This window comes from Arthrobacter sp. 05T420, from assembly GCF_056396305.1.
The window spans coordinates 21,669-36,354 of record NZ_JBFTLG010000019.1; the positions used below are offsets into that span (position 1 = coordinate 21,669).

A 14,686-nucleotide genomic window follows, 5' to 3' on the forward strand; every position below is an offset into this window, starting at 1 on the left:
TTGGCGGCCCTTCCCGGGCCGCCAGCTTCCCGGGCGGTTGTTGCGTTAACCGGTCCCTCCGCTTCAAAAGCAACGCGGGGTCACATAGCGCCCATCGGGGCCGTCGGGATGGGCGGTAAGTGACCCCGCGTTGCAGTAACTAGACTTGAGAGAGTCGAAAGAGGTTTGAAAATGTTTGAGTCCGTACAGGGCCTGTTGGATGAGCACGACTCTATCCAGGCGCAGCTGGGGGATCCTGCTGTTTATGCTGACCAGCGGCTGGCCCGTAAGTTGGGGCGGCGTTCTGCACAGCTGAACGGCATTGTGGAGGCCTACCACCGCTGGGAAGCCATCAGCGATGACCTGGCGGCTGCCAAGGAAATGGCGGACGAGGACCCCGAATTCGCGGCGGAGGTACCCGAGCTGGAGGCTGCGCTGGAGACGGCGGCGGCAAAGCTGCGCCGGCTGCTGATCCCGCGCGACCCGGACGATGCCCGCAACGTGATCCTTGAGGTCAAGGGCGGCGAAGGCGGCGACGAGGCTGCCCTGTTCGCCGCGGACCTCCTGCGGATGTACAGCCGGTACGCGGAATCCCGGGGCTGGAAGACCGAGATCATCTCCGCGACGGAATCGGACCTTGGCGGCTACAAGGACGTCCAGATGGCCGTCAAGGGCAACTCGAACGATCCGGCCGAGGGTGTGTACGCCCGCCTCAAGTTCGAGGGCGGCGTGCACCGGGTTCAGCGTGTCCCCGTCACCGAATCCCAGGGCCGCATCCACACTTCGGCCGCCGGCGTGCTGGTCCTGCCCGAGGTGGACGAGCCCGAGGAACTGGAGATCAACCAGAACGATCTCAAGATCGACGTTTACCGCTCCTCAGGTCCCGGCGGGCAGTCGGTCAACACCACCGACTCCGCTGTTCGTATCACCCACTTGCCCACGGGGATCGTCGTCGCCATGCAGAACGAGAAGTCGCAGCTGCAGAACCGTGAGGCCGGCATGCGTGTGCTGCGTGCCCGCATCCTGGCACACCAGCAGGAGCTGATCGACGCCGAAAACTCGGCGCAGCGCAAGTCGCAGATCCGCACCATGGACCGCTCCGAGCGCATCCGCACCTACAACTACCCGGAAAACCGGATCGCGGACCACCGCACCGGCTACAAGGCCTACAACCTGGACCAGGTCATGAACGGCGACCTGGAACCGGTGATCCAGTCGGCCATCGAATTGGACGAGCAGTCCCGGCTCGACGCCATCGGCGAATAGGTACGGGTCACTTGTGATGACAGCAGGCGATGGTCCGAGCCTGGCGGACGCCGTCAGTGAGGCGACAGCGGTTCTCGCGGCGGCCGGCGTGCCCAGCCCGCGCGTGGACGCCGAGCTCCTGGCCGAGCACCTGCTTGGCGTCGGGCTCGGCCGGTTGCGCGCGCTGATGCTCGGCGACTCGCCGGCGCCGGAGGGCTATGCCGATCTCGTTGCGGAGCGGGCGCAGCGGATCCCGCTGCAGCACATCACGGGCGTGGCGCACTTCCGCTACCTCGAACTCGCCGTCGGTCCCGGCGTTTTTATCCCGCGGCCGGAAACCGAATCCGTGGTGCAGCTGGTGCTTGACTGGCTCAAGGGCAGGGACGGGTTGGCGCACCCCAAAGTGGTGGACCTGGGCACCGGATCCGGCGCGATCGCGGGCTCGATCGCGCACGAGGTTCCCGGCGCGGAAGTCCATGCGGTGGAGTACAGCGAATTCGCGCACGCCTGGGCGGCGAAAAACTTGGTTCCCCTGGGCGTCCACCTCATCCGCGCCGACCTGCGCGATGCGCTGGCCGAACACAACGGCACCTTCGACGTCGTCGTCTCCAACCCGCCTTACATTCCGGCCGAAGCGATCCCGAACGAACCCGAAGTGGCGCTGCACGACCCGCCCGAGGCGCTCTACGGCGGGGGAGCGGACGGGATGGAACTTCCGACGGCGGCGGCTGCCTCAGCTGCCCGGCTGCTGGTTCCGGGCGGCTACTTCGTGATGGAGCACGCCGAAGTCCAGTCGGAATGGATCGCCGCGATGCTCAACCGCACCGGTGTGTTCTCCGAGGTGACCACGCACCGCGACCTCAATGGCAAGGATCGTGCCACCAGCGCTGTGCTGACACAGTCAGATCCTGACATTGTCAGGACGGACACAGCCAGCCCTGACGCCTTCGAAAATCGTGTCACAAGTGATGAAAGAATGGGCCAGTGACGACTAGCTACGATTGCACGGCAGCTGAGCAGCGCGCCGCAGGACTTGAACATGCCCAACGGGCCATCCGGGAGAGCAAGTGCGTGGTCTTCCCTACGGACACCGTTTACGGCATTGCCGCCGACGCCTTTTCACCCCTCGCGGTTACCCTCCTGCTCGCTTCCAAGGGCCGGAGCCGGAAGATGCCCCCGCCTGTGCTGATCCCTAGGCTGAACGCCCTCGATGGCCTCGCCACGGATGTCCCGGCAGAGGCGCGGCGGCTGGCCGAGGCGTTCTGGCCCGGCGGCCTGACCCTGATCCTGCACGCCCAGCCGTCACTGGACTGGGACCTCGGCGAGACCAAGGGGACCGTGGCACTGCGGATCCCGGCGGACGAGATCGCCCAGGACTTGCTGACGCTCACCGGGCCCCTCGCTGTGTCCTCCGCGAACCGTACCGGGCATGCTGCCGCCCAGACCGCCGCCGACGCCGAGGCCCAGCTGGCGGAATCCGTGGAGGTCTACCTGGAGGGCGGACACCGGCCCGCCGAGGGTGCCGAGGCACTCGCTTCGACCATTGTCGACGCCACGGCCCTGCCGTTGCGCGTCGTCCGGCAGGGGGCCATCAGCCTCGAGCGCCTGCGCGCCGTGGTTCCCGGCTTGCTGGATGTCGACGGCAACGCCCCGGACGCCGTGGATGCTGCTCCGGACGGCGTCGCTGTGTCTGAGCCCGTGGATGCTGCTCCGGACGGCGACGCTGCGCCTGGGCCCGCTGCGCCTGCGCCTGAGCCCGGCACCGCATGACGCTGGAGCGCCAGCCCGTCCCCTTCCTCGACGTCGATGCGACCCCCGTGACGGTCTCCGAGCTGACAGCGGTCCTCAGCAAGTACGTGGCCGAGGGCCGGACCCGGATCATGGTGGGGCACAACCTGCACAGCGTGACGCTGCTGCACTCCGATCCGGCCTTCCGGTCCTTCTACGAGCGCAGCGACGTGGTGCTGATCGACGGCGCGCCGGTGCTCTGGCTCTGGGCCAAGACCGGCGAAGAGGATGACGGCCGGGCACCTGTGATGGACTACCGGCTGGGGTCGACCGACTGGATTCCCGCACTGGGTAATGTGGCCAGCCTGGAGCGTATCGCGGTCATCGGCGCGGGTGCCGTGGCCAACGCAGGTGCCGTGGCCAGGCTTCGGGAGATCGTCCCCGGGGCGCGGGTTGACGGCATGCCCGGCGAAGGCTGGAACGAGGACGTTGAGGTTGCCGCGGTCGAATGGCTTAACCGGTTGCGCCCGCAGCTTGTGCTCCTGGGCCTCGGGATGCCGCTGCAGGAACAGGTCTTGGCGCGCCGGCTTGCCGTGCTCCCGCCGGCCATCTACTGCGCCGTTGGCGGCGCCATCGAACAGATTGCCGGGGTGCAGAAGTTGGCGCCGCGCTGGATCGGGCGGCTCGGACTCGAGTGGGCCTGGCGGCTCATGCTCCACCCGCAGCGGGTGGCCTACCGGGTGTTCGGCGAGCCATGGGTGCTGCTGGGGCTGCTGCTCCGCCGCCGGCTGCGCCGGCAGCCCTAGGGCCGGCAACCCTGATGCCTGCGGCCCGGACGGTTAGAACTTCTGGTCCTCCAGCGGACCGAAGCCCTTGCCGCGAAGTCCGGCGGAAAAGGCGCGGAACCAGTGAGCGAGCCCGCGGAAGTCGCCACTGCGCAGGAAGTAGCCGAGGTAGCCGCCCACATCCGCGATGAACGACTTCACCCGGAAATGCCGGCGGATCATGTAGCCGCGGTTCCGGTAGTAGAAGTAGCGCTTGAAGGCGGAATCCGGAACGATCACGTGCCACCGCGCGCCGAAGACGTGCTTGGTTTCGGCAAAGGCGTGCGGATGCGTGATGGCAGCGGTGGTGACCGTCCCGAACTTGATCCCGGCTTTCCTGAGCCTCAGCGTGAAGTCCACCTCGTCGCCGCGGATGAACAGGCGCATGTCAGGCAGGCCGACCTTGAAGAAGACATCGGAGCGGATCAGGGCGCCGTTGAAGAAGTGTCCGTTGTCCGGCAGGAACCCGACCTTTTCCACCTCCGCACGCTCATGCGTGACCTTGCCGTTGAGCCGGAAGAAAAAGGACAGCTGGTCGGGATGGCCCGGGGCCACCACGAGCGGGACCACAGCGTCCAGGCCGCGTTCCTGCGCCTCGCGCAGCAGCGTGGCAAGGCATTCGGGATCGGACGGCTCGGCGTCGTCATCCATCATCCAGATCCAGTCAGCCCCGCTGGCCACGGCCTTGAGGATGGCCAGCGAGAAACCGCCGGCGCCGCCGAGGTTCGCCTCGGACCGGACATAGTCCACGTTGGCGTGCCGCTCGGCAACATCTTTCGATGGCACGGTGCCGCTGTCGACGAGGCAAATGGACTGCACCGGAGCGGTCTGGTTGTTGATGGCGTCCATCAGGACCGCCAGCTCCCGGGGACGGTCAAACGTCACGGCAGCGACTGCAACCGAGGGGATCATCGCGGGGTCCTTTCAGCACGACCGTCAGTGAATTTCCCGCCGGCAGAGGGCCGTGTGACGCGAAGACAGGTGGCCGTTGGCATTAGTATCTTGACTAGAGTCCACTGTAATACAGCCCTGTCAGGCACTACGCACTGCCTGCCCTGAGCACGGCGACGGAGAAGTTTCATTTTTCGAAAGACAGTTCCACGGCAATTGAATCCACCCCATTTCCGCAGCTCACCGGTGCCTCCGGTGCTGCGGAACGTGCCGGCGTGTGGTGCCTGCGCTGAGCGCACTGACGGTACTTGGTTGGTGGTCTTCCCGTGATCATGTACCTGCTCATGATGATGACGGCAGCAATCGTGACGTACTCGGCCACCTGGGGTGCCCGGCTTGTGGGCAACAAGATGAAGTTGTATTCCCCGATCCGCAGCCGCGACATGCATTCCACCCCGATCTCCCGGCTCGGCGGCCTGGGCATCTTCGCCGGAGTCCTGGTGGCATTGGTCATGGCGAGCAATTCGTTCTTCGTCCAGGACATCTTTCGGAACAACACGGCGCCGTGGGGAATCCTGGCCGGGGCCGCCGTGATCGTGCTTGTCGGTGTGGCGGACGATCTGTTGGATCTTCGGTGGTGGGTCAAGCTGATCGGCCAAAGCGCCGCCGCGCTGGTCGTGGCCACTTGGGGTGTCCGGATGACGGTTATCCCGTTCGTCCCTGAGCCGTTCGTCATTCAGAATGAGGCCGTAAGCATCGTGCTGACCGCCGGGCTGATCGTGACCACGATGAATGCGTTCAACTTCATTGATGGGCTCGACGGCCTCGCCGCGGGCGTGGCGATCATCGGGGGAGCGGCGTTCTTCCTCACGGCCTACTGGGTCCACCGGACGGCCGTCCTGCTGGACCGCTCGGATCTGGCTACCCTCCTGACCGCCGTCGTGGTCGGCAGTTGCGTTGGCTTCCTGCCGCACAACTGGTTTCCCTCGAAGATCTTCATGGGCGATTCCGGGGCTATGCTGATCGGCCTGCTGATGGCCTCGGCCGGCGTCGTCTCCACCGGCCAGATCAGCTCCGGCCTCTACGACCGGGCCAACGGCATTCCCACCGTTATCCCTATCCTGTTGCCGTTCGCAGTACTGTTCCTGCCGCTGCTGGACCTGTGCCTGGCGGTTGTCCGGCGGACCGCGCTGGGCCGTTCGCCATGGTCGGCGGACCGCGGGCACCTGCACCACAAACTCCTGGACATCGGATACTCGCACCGCGGCGCCGTCGTGCTGATGTACCTGTGGACCTGCATCCTGGCCTTTGGCGGACTGGCCTTCGCGATCTTCCCCTGGCATATAGTCCTCGCCGTCGATCTGGCTGCCGCGGCAATCATGGCAGTGGTGACTGCCTGGCCATACCTGCGCCAGCGGGGGCCGCGACAGATGGCCCGCACCCCCGAATAGCCTCCGGAAGTACGCCGCCCGGCATGCCGGAGGAGCCTGCTCCGACGCGCTTTAACGAATAATTTCTATCTAATGTAGAATTCAGGGGCGGTGCTTCGCCACCCACCTTGACCAGCACTACGCCAGCGACGATTGGGATCTCATGACCTCCAACGCCGAACCGGGACCCGCTTCCGGCAACGGACCCGTTGGCGTCTCCGGCCCCACGAAATCCCTCTGGCTCAGACTGCTGGCCATGAGCTCCGCAGCCTCCGCCGCCGCCCTGGTGCTGACCGGCATAGCTGCCTTCATCTTCAACGGCGCCGTGGGGCTCTGGTCCGCCCTCTTCGGGGGAGCGCTGGTCATGGTGTTCTTCGCCATCAGCCTTGCGGTGGGCCACTTCGTCGGCCGCAGCAACCCCTCCGGCGCGATTGGACTGTTCGTCGCGACGTACTTCGTGAAGGTTGTCGGCTTTGCCGTGGTCCTCTTCGTCATCGGCGCACCGGCCTGGCTGCACGGCCGCTGGTTCCTGATCGGCGCCGTCGTGACAGTGGTGTCCTGGCAGGCAGCCGAAATTTACGGTTTCAGCAAGGCGAGGCTCCAGATTTACAACGACCCCGAAACCCGAAAAGACGGCACCGATGTTTAGCCGCAAAGACGGACGCACACCAAAAAACAAGCCAGCCAAAACACCTAAAACTACAGCCGGTGCCCCCGGTGTATCGACGGATGGCAGGGACGGCGGATACAACGCCGGAATCGCCGTCTTTAGCTACATTGTTGGCGGAATCATCGTCTGGAGTTTGATAGGGTGGGGACTGGATAATCTGTGGGGAACCCGCTGGATTGTGCTCGCAGGCGCTCTGCTTGGAGCTGCGGGAGGGTTCTATCTTTCTCATATGCACGGCCTCACCAGTAACCGAACTTCAACTGATGACGGCAATGCTGCACGTGGCCCGTCCAAGGACGAGGAACAGTAATGCCAAATAATTTCACAGGGGGAGAGGCGGGCACCAATGTCGCCGGTCCCCGCCCAACGCCCAATGATGGACACTGCAGAGAGGAAACGCGTTGAACGCGCTTGCGCTCCCGGCCCAAGATTCAGGAACCTTCACGCCTCCTGGAATTGAAGAACTTCACCTGCCGGCTATCATCCCCTGGGGTGCGGCCGAAGGATTTTCGAAGCAGATGCTGCTGGTAATCCTGTCGGTTGTCATTATCGGTACATTCTTTGTGATCGCTGCGCGGAAGCAGCAGCTCGTTCCCGGCAAGCTGCAGTTCGCAGGCGAGGCCGCCTATAGCTTCGTCCGCAACAGCATCGCCAAGGACATCATCGGCGGCCGGGACTTCATGAAGTATGTCCCGCTGCTGTTCACGCTCTTCTTCTTCATCCTCGTGAACAACATCTACGGTGCAATCCCCGTGATCCAGCTTCCGACCTTCTCGCACGTCGGCGGGGCCTACGTGCTCGCCGCGATCGTGTACATCACCTGGATCGCCGTCGGCGTCAGGAAGAGCGGCCTGAAGTACTTCAAGCTGGCCACGGTTCCGTCTGGTGTGCCGTTCTACATTCTCCCGATCGTCGTTCCGATTGAGATCATCTCCAACTTCCTGGTCCGCCCGGTCACGCACAGCCTCCGTCTGTTCGCCACCATGCTGGCCGGCCACTTGATCATCATGATCTCCGGTGCGGGTATCGAATTCCTGGTAATGCAGGAGAACGTCTTCCTCAAGGGCGCGTCCGTACTCGTCCTTGGCGGCGCCATCGCCATGTACATGCTCGAAGCGCTGATCATGGTGCTGCAGGCGTACGTCTTCACGCTGCTGACCGCGATCTACATCGAAGGCGCGCTGCACGCCGACAGCCACTAGGCACAGCGCCAGCAGGCACCACGCCAGCAGGCGCAACATAAACTTCCCCTCACGGGGATGAAGCAACCCAAACAACCTGCCACATGGGTGGCATCTTGAAAGGAAGAAAAATGGAAGGCTCCATCAACGGCTCCATCAACCTCGTCGGCTACGGCCTCTCCGCCATCGGCGGTGGTATCGGTGTGGGTCTCGTGTTCGCCGCTTACATCAACGGTGTTGCACGTCAGCCGGAAGCCCAGCGCGTCCTGCAGCCGATCGCATTCCTCGGCCTCGCGTTGACTGAAGCCCTCGCCATCCTTGGCCTGGTCTTCGCGTTCGTTCTCAAGTAAACAGAACAAACCGAAAATCCAGAACCGAGTAGATAAGGACGGGTGAAATATGAATCAAGCGATCATCTCAGCCGCCACCGAAGGCGGTACTAACCCCCTCGTTCCCAATCCTTGGGAGATGCTTGTCGTCTTTGCCGGCTTTGCTCTTCTCCTGTTCATTGTGGTCAAGTACGTTGTCCCAATGTTCGAGAAGACCTTCGCGGAGCGGGCCGAGGCCATCGAGGGTGGCATCGCCAAGGCCGAAAAGGCCCAGGCCGAGGCCTCCGCAGCACTCGAAGAGTACAAGCAGCAGCTCACGGAAGCCCGGACCGAAGCCAACCGCATCCGTGAGGACGCACGCGCCGAAGGTGCCCAGATCCTTGCAGAGCTGAAGGAGAAGGCGGCTGCCGAGTCTGCCCGCATCACCGCACAGGCCCACACGCAGATCGAATCCGAGCGTCAGGCGGCCGTTGTGTCGCTTCGCGCGGAGGTCGGCACGCTGGCCACGACGCTGGCGAGCCGCATTGTCGGCGAGGCACTGAGCGACGATGCACGGTCGGCCCGAGTGGTGGACCGCTTCCTGGCAGATCTGGAGAACCAGAACGCGGGTGTAGCTAAGTAATGGCAGGTGTATCGAGCGAATCGCTGGCCGCTGCGCTGGCGGCCTTGGAAGCCAAGCTTCCCTCCGCGTCGCTGCAGTTGGCAAAGGAACTCTTCGGAATCCTGGGAACGGTGGACAGTTCAGCCGGCTTGCGCCGCGCCCTGACGGACCCGTCCCGCAGCGGTGACGAAAAGTCGGCGCTGGTCAAGCAGCTCTTCAGCGGGAAAGTTTCCGCTGAAGCTGTTGAGATCGCCTCCGGACTGGCCGGCTCCCGCTGGGCATCCGCACGGGATATCGGCGATGCACTCGAGACTCTTGCCGCTTCGGTGGTCATCGCTGTTGCCGAGAACAAGTCGGCCGTCTCTGCCTCCGGGCTCACCGGGCTGGAATCGCTGGAGAACGATCTGTTCTCCTTCAACCAGGCCGTTGAGTCCAGCCACGAGGTTCAGCGTGCTCTGTCCGAGCCGCAGGCCAGCCCGGCCGCCAAGGTGACCCTCGCCTACAAGCTCGTACCTGGTGCGAGCGAGGAAGCGAAAGTCCTGATCGGGCAGGCCGTCACGGCTCCGCGCGGGCTCAAGGTCACCAGGCTGGTTCGCCGTTTCGCCGAGCTTGCCGCCAAGCGCCAGCAGCGCTGGATTGCAACGGTCAACGTCACTCGTCCACTGACGGAGACGCAGACCAGCCGCTTGCAGACCGGGCTGAACGCCCTTTACGGTCGCGATCTCAAGATCAATATGAACGTTGACCCGGCATTGATCGGTGGCATCCGGATCCAGGTAGGTGACGAAGTGGTTGACGCTTCGGTTGCCGGTCGCCTGGGCCAGCTCCAGCGTCAGCTTGCTTAGCAAGCCGGACAAGCACAACCTAACGACAAGAAACCCCGGTCATCGTGAGCAACGATGATCACGAAAACAGGAGAGCAGGGACTGCAGATGGCCGAATTGACCATCAACGCCGACGACGTCCGTAATGCGTTGAACGAGTTCGCGGCGTCCTACGAACCCGGAAACGCAGAGCGCGTAGAGGTCGGCCGTGTAACAACCGCAGGTGACGGCATCGCCCGTGTTGAGGGCCTTCCCTCGGTCATGGCGAACGAGCTGCTTCGCTTCGAAGACGGCACCCTGGGCCTGGCCCAGAACCTTGACGTCCGCGAGATCGGTGTGATCGTCCTCGGTGACTTCACCGGAATCGAAGAAGGCCAGGAAGTCCACCGCACCGGACAGGTTCTGTCCGTGCCGGTTGGCGACGCCTTCCTCGGCCGTGTGGTTGACCCGCTGGGCCAGCCCATCGATGACCTCGGCGAGATCAAGGCCGAGACCACCCGTGCGCTGGAACTCCAGGCACCCGGCGTGACGCAGCGTAAGTCGGTTCACGAGCCGATGCAGACCGGACTCAAGGCTATCGACGCCATGATCCCGATCGGCCGCGGCCAGCGTCAGCTGATCATCGGTGACCGCCAGACCGGCAAGTCCGCCATTGCCATCGACACGATCATCAACCAGAAGGCCAACTGGGCTTCCGGCGACGTGAAGAAGCAGGTGCGCTGCATCTACGTGGCGATCGGCCAGAAGGCATCCACGATCGCAGCCGTCCGCCAGACCCTCGAGGACAACGGCGCGCTGGAATACACCACGATCGTGGCTTCCCCCGCGTCCGACCCCGCAGGCTTCAAGTACCTGGCTCCGTACGCCGGCTCGGCTATCGGCCAGCACTGGATGTACGGCGGCAAGCACGTCCTCATCGTGTTCGATGACCTGTCCAAGCAGGCCGAGGCCTACCGTGCAGTGTCACTGCTGCTCCGCCGCCCGCCGGGACGCGAAGCCTACCCGGGCGACGTCTTCTACTTGCACTCCCGTCTGCTGGAGCGTTGTGCCAAGCTCTCCGACGAGCTCGGTGCAGGCTCGATGACCGGTCTGCCGCTGATCGAGACCAAGGCGAACGACGTGTCCGCCTACATCCCGACCAACGTGATCTCCATCACCGATGGCCAGATCTTCCTGCAGTCGGACCTCTTCAACGCTAACCAGCGCCCCGCTGTGGACGTGGGCGTGTCCGTCTCCCGTGTTGGTGGCGCCGCCCAGGTCAAGTCCATGAAGAAGGTCTCCGGTACCTTGAAGCTGGAACTGGCACAGTACCGCGACATGCAGGCCTTCGCCATGTTTGCCTCGGACCTCGACGCCGCATCGCGCCAGCAGCTGACCCGTGGTGCACGCCTGATGGAACTGCTCAAGCAGGGCCAGTACTCGCCGTTCCCGGTCGAGAACCAGGTTGTCTCCATCTGGGCCGGCACCAACGGCCACCTCGACGAGGTTCCGGTTGAGGACATCAACCGCTTCGAGACCGAGTTCCTGGAGCACCTCAAGCACAAGTCCTCCATCCTGACGACGCTGGCCCAGACCAACGTCATGGACGATGACACCGCTGAAGCACTGAAGACCGCAATCGTGGACTTCAAGAAGGGCTTCTTCGGCGAGGGAGACAACCTCCTGGTCGGTGCGGGGCACGAGGAGCACGCCCCCATCGGCGAGGATCAGGTCGACCAGGAAAAAATCGTCAAGCAGAAGCGCTAGTTTCGCTGGCAGGGACTGCCGGGACCCGCACGGGTTCCGGCAGTCCCGGCCATCGGGATCTTAGGAAAGGATAAGTATGGGAGCCCAGATCCGGGTCTACCGCCAGAAGATCAGCTCGACGACGTCGATGCGCAAGATCTTCAAGGCGATGGAACTGATCGCTACCTCGCGCATCGGCAAGGCCCGCGCACGCGTAGCAGCTTCACTGCCTTACGCGAACGCGATCACGCGTGCCGTTTCTGCTGTCGCAAGCCAGAGCGAAATTGACCACCCCCTGGTCACCGAGCCGGCGCAGATCCGCCGGGCCGCCGTCCTGGTCATCACGTCGGACCGTGGCCTCGCAGGGTCCTACTCGGCGAGTGTCCTCAAGCAGGCCGAAGGCCTCAATGAGCTGCTCCACGCGGAAGGCAAGGAAGTCAAGACGTTCCTGGTTGGCCGCAAGGCGCAGGCGTACTTCGACTTCCGGAACCGTGAATACGATCGCGTATGGACCGGCAACACGGATGCACCGGAGTTTGCGACCGCGCGGGAAGTCAGCGAAGCATTGCTGGCTGAATTCGCTACCGCCTACGAAGAGGGCGGCGTCGACGAAATCCACGTCGTCTACACCCGTTTCAAGTCGATGGTGACCCAGGAGCCGACGGTCGTTCGTCTGCTGCCGCTCGAGGTTGTCGAAGAGAAAGCCGCGTCCGAATCGGACCTGCTTCCCCTCTACGAATTCGAGCCGGAAACGGAGCAGGTTCTCGATGCCCTGCTGCCGCGCTACATCGAATCACGTATCTTCGCCGCCATGTTGCAGGCAGCAGCTTCCGAGCTCGCAGCCCGCCAGCGCGCGATGAAGTCCGCCGGCGACAACGCGACGGATCTCATCAAGAAGTACACGCGTCTGCGCAACACTGCCCGCCAGGCTGAAATTACGCAGGAGCTTTCCGAAATCGTTGCCGGTGCCGACGCGTTGTCCGCGTCCTAGCCAGCACGAGCCCGGATCCAGCTGTACCTGCACCAAAGAATAAACTTAACCCCACGCCATCTACTGAGTGAAGTGAGAGAGATGACTGCCACTGCTACCGAACACGTAGCCGCAACGTCCGGTGCTACCGGCCGTATTGCACGTGTTATTGGCCCGGTTGTCGACGTCGAATTCCCGGCTGACGCAATCCCCTCGATTTACAACGCACTCACCACCGAGATCACTCTCAACGGTGAGACCCGAACCATCACGTTCGAGGTTGCCCTGCACCTGGGTGACAACCTCATCCGCGCCATCTCCCTCCAGGCCACCGACGGACTTGTCCGCGGTACCAACGTTGTGGACACCGGCGGCCCCATCACTGTCCCCGTCGGCGACGGCGTCAAGGGTCACATCTTCAACGTCCTGGGCAAGCCCCTGGATGTCGACGAGTCCGAGATCCAGGCTTCCGATTACTGGCCGATCCACCGCAAGGCTCCTGCCTTCGCGACCCTGGAAGGCTCCACCGAGATGCTGGAGACCGGCATCAAGGTGATCGACCTCCTCACCCCGTACATCAAGGGTGGCAAGATCGGCCTGTTCGGTGGTGCCGGCGTCGGCAAGACCGTGCTGATCCAGGAAATGATCACCCGTGTTGCCCGCAACTTCGGTGGCACCTCGGTGTTCGCTGGTGTCGGCGAGCGTACGCGTGAAGGCAACGACCTCTGGGTCGAAATGGAAGAGGCCGGCGTCCTCAAGGACACCGCCCTTGTGTTCGGCCAGATGGATGAGCCGCCGGGAACGCGTCTGCGTGTGGCACTGTCCGCCCTGACCATGGCGGAGTACTTCCGCGATGTGCAGAACCAGGACGTGCTGCTCTTCATCGACAACATCTTCCGCTTCACCCAGGCAGGCTCCGAGGTTTCCACCCTCCTCGGCCGCATGCCGTCGGCCGTGGGCTACCAGCCCAACCTGGCTGACGAGATGGGTCTCCTCCAGGAGCGCATCACGTCCACCAAGGGCCACTCCATCACCTCGATGCAGGCCATCTACGTTCCCGCAGATGACTACACCGACCCGGCTCCGGCCACGACCTTCGCACACCTCGACGCGACCACGGAACTTTCCCGTGAAATCGCTTCCCGTGGTCTGTACCCGGCCGTTGACCCGCTGACGTCGACCTCCCGCATCCTGGATCCGCAGTACATCGGACAGGCCCACTACAACACGGCCGTCCGCGTCAAGCAGATCCTGCAGAAGAACAAGGAACTTCAGGACATCATCGCCATCCTCGGCGTTGATGAGCTCTCTGAAGAAGACAAGATCGTCGTGTCGCGTGCACGCCGCATCCAGCAGTTCCTCTCGCAGAACACCTACACCGCCAAGCAGTTCACCGGCGTCGAGGGCTCCACCGTGACCATCAAGGACACTGTTGAAGGCTTCACCGCGATCTGCGACGGCGACCTTGACCACGTTGCAGAGCAGGCGTTCTTCAACGTCGGCGGCCTGGACGACGTCGAGCGCCAGTGGGCCAAGATCCAGGAACAGACCAAGTAATATGGCTGAGCTTGAGGTTGAGATTGTCGCAGCGGATCACTTCGTGTGGTCCGGAGCGGCCAAGATGGTCAAGGCCCGCACCAGCGATGGTGAAATCGGAATCCTGCCCGGCCACTCGCCCCTGCTGGCGATTCTGGCCGAAGGTGAGCTGGCAATCGAGCCGGTATCCGGTGACCGCATCTCTGTAGCCGTCGACGGGGGATTCTTCTCCGTTGACAACAACAGAGTGGTCATTGTTGCTGACAACGCCCAAATGGGCGAAGCGGCTACTGCGGGGATCCGCTAGCACGACCTTGATGAACGATATTGGTTTGCCGTTCATCGTCCTGGCAACTGCGTTTGCGTTGCTGGTATTTGCACTGTGCCTCATGGGGGTGCGCCGCTTCAATCTGCGGCGCGCCCTCGGCACGGTGGACGCCTCCATCTGCACGGCTGGAAAAAGCTGGCAGATGGGGGTTTGTCGTTATCAGGACAACGACCTCGAGTGGTTCCGCCTGGTCTCACTCAGCGTCCGTCCCAAACACTCCTTCCGGCGCAGCTCGCTGGAGCTGCTTGGCCGGCGCAAGCCTACCGAATCGGAGCTCCTCAAGGTCCAGCCCGACGCTGTGATCGTGGAGCTCCGCTACGAGGGGCAGCCGGTCCTTCTCGCGATGCGCTTCGATGCCTACACGGGGTTGTCGTCCTGGCTTGAGGCCGGACCGGTCATCGGCGTCGGCACCTGGCGCTAGCCCC

17 protein-coding genes are annotated in these 14,686 nt (G+C 63.6%); 16 read left to right on the plus strand and 1 reads right to left on the minus strand.

Annotated elements, in window-relative coordinates; genetic code table 11:
* Nucleotides 1-171: 171 nt before the first annotated feature.
* The 4 genes from prfA to AC1DEM_RS17660 are packed head-to-tail and all read left to right on the plus strand — an operon-like array spanning nt 172 to nt 3,758.
* On the plus strand, nt 172-1,245 hold the full coding sequence (gene prfA, locus AC1DEM_RS17645) for a peptide chain release factor 1 (protein WP_277523060.1): 1,074 nt from the start codon (nt 172-174) through the stop codon (nt 1,243-1,245).
* 16 nt (nt 1,246-1,261) lie between these two features.
* Nucleotides 1,262-2,212 carry a peptide chain release factor N(5)-glutamine methyltransferase gene (prmC, locus tag AC1DEM_RS17650; RefSeq protein ID WP_476885601.1) on the plus strand — a complete coding sequence of 317 codons (951 nt, stop codon included), beginning with the start codon at nt 1,262-1,264 and terminating at the stop codon, nt 2,210-2,212.
* Nucleotides 2,209-2,994 carry an L-threonylcarbamoyladenylate synthase gene (locus AC1DEM_RS17655; RefSeq protein WP_476885602.1) on the plus strand — a complete coding sequence of 262 codons (786 nt, stop codon included), beginning with the start codon at nt 2,209-2,211 and terminating at the stop codon, nt 2,992-2,994. Before prmC ends, AC1DEM_RS17655 begins: the two co-directional genes overlap by 4 nt.
* A complete protein-coding gene (locus tag AC1DEM_RS17660; protein ID WP_476885603.1) occupies nt 2,991-3,758 on the plus strand; it encodes a WecB/TagA/CpsF family glycosyltransferase in 768 nt (255 codons plus the stop codon). The genes AC1DEM_RS17655 and AC1DEM_RS17660 overlap by 4 nt, the downstream gene beginning before the upstream one ends.
* 33 nt (nt 3,759-3,791) lie before the next feature.
* Here the strand turns inward: AC1DEM_RS17660 and AC1DEM_RS17665 are convergent, their stop codons facing one another.
* Complete coding sequence (locus AC1DEM_RS17665) at nt 3,792-4,688, minus strand: glycosyltransferase (protein ID WP_476885604.1); 897 nt, start codon at nt 4,686-4,688, stop codon at nt 3,792-3,794.
* A gap of 305 nt (nt 4,689-4,993) precedes the next feature.
* Here AC1DEM_RS17665 and AC1DEM_RS17670 point away from each other — a divergent pair, with 305 nt between their 5' ends.
* The 12 genes from AC1DEM_RS17670 to AC1DEM_RS17725 all read left to right on the plus strand — a co-directional run bounded on the left by AC1DEM_RS17670 (nt 4,994) and on the right by AC1DEM_RS17725 (nt 14,682).
* Nucleotides 4,994-6,118 (plus strand): MraY family glycosyltransferase, encoded by a 1,125-nt coding sequence (locus AC1DEM_RS17670; RefSeq protein ID WP_476885605.1) that lies wholly within the window; start codon nt 4,994-4,996, stop codon nt 6,116-6,118.
* Between the two features lie 142 nt (nt 6,119-6,260).
* Complete coding sequence (locus AC1DEM_RS17675) at nt 6,261-6,746, plus strand: hypothetical protein (protein ID WP_476885606.1); 486 nt, start codon at nt 6,261-6,263, stop codon at nt 6,744-6,746.
* The gene (locus AC1DEM_RS17680) at nt 6,739-7,077 is read left to right on the plus strand and encodes a hypothetical protein (protein ID WP_476885607.1); all 339 of its coding nucleotides are present in this window, start codon (nt 6,739-6,741) and stop codon (nt 7,075-7,077) included. Before AC1DEM_RS17675 ends, AC1DEM_RS17680 begins: the two co-directional genes overlap by 8 nt.
* Nucleotides 7,078-7,168: 91 nt before the next feature.
* A complete protein-coding gene (atpB, locus tag AC1DEM_RS17685) occupies nt 7,169-7,969 on the plus strand; it encodes a F0F1 ATP synthase subunit A (RefSeq protein ID WP_476885608.1) in 801 nt (266 codons plus the stop codon).
* Between the two features lie 110 nt (nt 7,970-8,079).
* Nucleotides 8,080-8,298, plus strand: coding sequence for an ATP synthase F0 subunit C (atpE, locus tag AC1DEM_RS17690; RefSeq protein WP_091559519.1), 219 nt, complete (start codon nt 8,080-8,082; stop codon nt 8,296-8,298).
* 49 nt (nt 8,299-8,347) lie between these two features.
* Nucleotides 8,348-8,899: a F0F1 ATP synthase subunit B gene (locus AC1DEM_RS17695; protein ID WP_476885609.1), complete on the plus strand. Its 552-nt coding sequence runs from the start codon at nt 8,348-8,350 to the stop codon at nt 8,897-8,899.
* Nucleotides 8,899-9,723, plus strand: coding sequence for a F0F1 ATP synthase subunit delta (locus tag AC1DEM_RS17700; RefSeq protein ID WP_476885610.1), 825 nt, complete (start codon nt 8,899-8,901; stop codon nt 9,721-9,723). Before AC1DEM_RS17695 ends, AC1DEM_RS17700 begins: the two co-directional genes overlap by 1 nt.
* 87 nt (nt 9,724-9,810) lie before the next feature.
* Entirely contained in the window at nt 9,811-11,448 is a 1,638-nt protein-coding gene (gene atpA, locus AC1DEM_RS17705; RefSeq protein WP_370125021.1) for a F0F1 ATP synthase subunit alpha, read from the plus strand.
* 76 nt (nt 11,449-11,524) lie between these two features.
* On the plus strand, nt 11,525-12,418 hold the full coding sequence (locus AC1DEM_RS17710) for a F0F1 ATP synthase subunit gamma (RefSeq protein WP_476885611.1): 894 nt from the start codon (nt 11,525-11,527) through the stop codon (nt 12,416-12,418).
* An 81-nt stretch (nt 12,419-12,499) separates the two neighbouring features.
* Nucleotides 12,500-13,954, plus strand: a complete 1,455-nt coding sequence (atpD, locus tag AC1DEM_RS17715) for a F0F1 ATP synthase subunit beta (RefSeq protein ID WP_476885612.1) — start codon at nt 12,500-12,502, stop codon at nt 13,952-13,954.
* Nucleotide 13,955: 1 nt separating this feature from the next.
* Nucleotides 13,956-14,240 (plus strand): F0F1 ATP synthase subunit epsilon, encoded by a 285-nt coding sequence (locus AC1DEM_RS17720; RefSeq protein WP_090581408.1) that lies wholly within the window; start codon nt 13,956-13,958, stop codon nt 14,238-14,240.
* A 10-nt stretch (nt 14,241-14,250) separates the two neighbouring features.
* On the plus strand, nt 14,251-14,682 hold the full coding sequence (locus AC1DEM_RS17725; RefSeq protein WP_476885613.1) for a DUF2550 domain-containing protein: 432 nt from the start codon (nt 14,251-14,253) through the stop codon (nt 14,680-14,682).
* Nucleotides 14,683-14,686 lie beyond the last annotated feature (4 nt).